Source organism: Sphingomonas sp. RB1R13 (assembly GCF_036663775.1).
GTDB lineage: Bacteria > Pseudomonadota > Alphaproteobacteria > Sphingomonadales > Sphingomonadaceae > Sphingomicrobium.
In genome coordinates this window covers 1-1,270 of sequence record NZ_JAXOJM010000049.1, presented here as the reverse complement: position 1 = coordinate 1,270, position 1,270 = coordinate 1, and the positions used below count along the sequence as shown (strand labels likewise).

General features: G+C 67.6%; 2 protein-coding genes. One reads left to right on the top strand and one right to left on the bottom strand.

Annotated elements, in window-relative coordinates:
* The coding region (locus U1700_RS14730; protein ID WP_332753436.1) for an alpha/beta hydrolase at positions 1 to 465 on the top strand (465 nt) is incomplete at its 5' end.
* 59 nt (positions 466 to 524) lie between these two features.
* On the opposite strand, the gene U1700_RS14725 is transcribed toward U1700_RS14730, so the two are convergent.
* The coding region (locus U1700_RS14725) for a lipopolysaccharide biosynthesis protein (RefSeq protein ID WP_443025956.1) at positions 525 to 1,270 on the bottom strand (746 nt) is incomplete at its 5' end.

The following is a 1,270-nucleotide window of genomic DNA, read 5'->3' as shown; positions in this document are numbered from 1 at the left end:
CAAGTCCCGTTTGACGCGGCCTCGCGTGAGGCGAGGGATATATGGGCGACCCGGTTGGACCATGCGGTGGCACATGCCGACAAGGCCGTGCTGCTGGTCGCGGAGGGCGCGGCCTGCCTCGCCAGCATCTGGTGGGCCCGGCTGTCGCCCAGCGATTATGTGTCCAAAGTGGCGGGCGCCCTGTTCTTCCAGCCATCGTCGGTCGACGCACTGCACCGACAGAGCGGCGAGCTTTTTGCTTCGCCCGAGGCGCTCTTGCCCTTTCCATCGCTGGTCGTCGACGGTGCCGTGCACGGGCCTGCTTTGGCGACGATCTGCGGCGGGCGCCTAGTGTCCCCGCCGCGCGCTACGCCTCAACCGACGGGGATGTGGCGCCAGGCCCAACGGCTGATCGAGCGTCTTTCGTCCGGGGTCGTCGAGCAGGATCTGCGTGTCCTGCGTACCCTAGGTATCCCTGAGCGGTGACGCAAAAAGGCCCGGCGGTGGTGTACCGCCGGGCCAGTTGATCGCCACAGGGAGCTTCCTTAGGCGAGGCAGGAGCGGTGACCGGGCCCGAAGGCCCAGCGCCACAGCACCAGCAGATAGGTCGCCGCGATCGCGGGCTCGCCGAACAGCAGTTCGGCCCATTCCAGCTTCTTGGGCAGCAAGGTGAACGCGCCCCCGACCACGACCGCCGCGCCCGCGGCCCAGACCAAAGGCCAGCGAAAGGGCGATACCGGCGCCTTCAATATTCCCGACAGCACCCGCGCCTTGATGACAGAGGTCATGGTCACACTCATCGCCAGCGCCACGGCGGGCCCTGCCGCCGCCCAGGTCTCGGGCCAGCCAAGTTTCCGCATACCGATGATGAGCGCGAAGCTGAGCGCGATCTGCACGCCCAGCATCGCGATCGAGATCATCAGGTTGCGGTGCCGAGCGGTATAGACCAGCGCCGATTCGCACACCGCGCCGGTCGAGGCCAGCACCTCGGCGAACAGCAGGAAGGCGAGCGCGGCGGTGCCCGAGACGAATTGCGGGCCGACCACGCCCATCACGCCTTCGCCCGGAATCGAGCCCATCAGCGCCAGGCACCCCTGTGCCGCCATGATCCAGAAGGCGACCTGTCGCACCTGTCGCGCGATCGCGCCCATGTCGCCATTGGCCAGGCTCTGGGTGATGACGGGGCCCAGGATCGGGTCGAAGCTGGTCTTCAGCTTCTGCGGCAGCGAGGCGACCTGCTGCGCCATGTAATAGATGCCGACCACGCGCGGCTCGAACATGACGCCCAGGA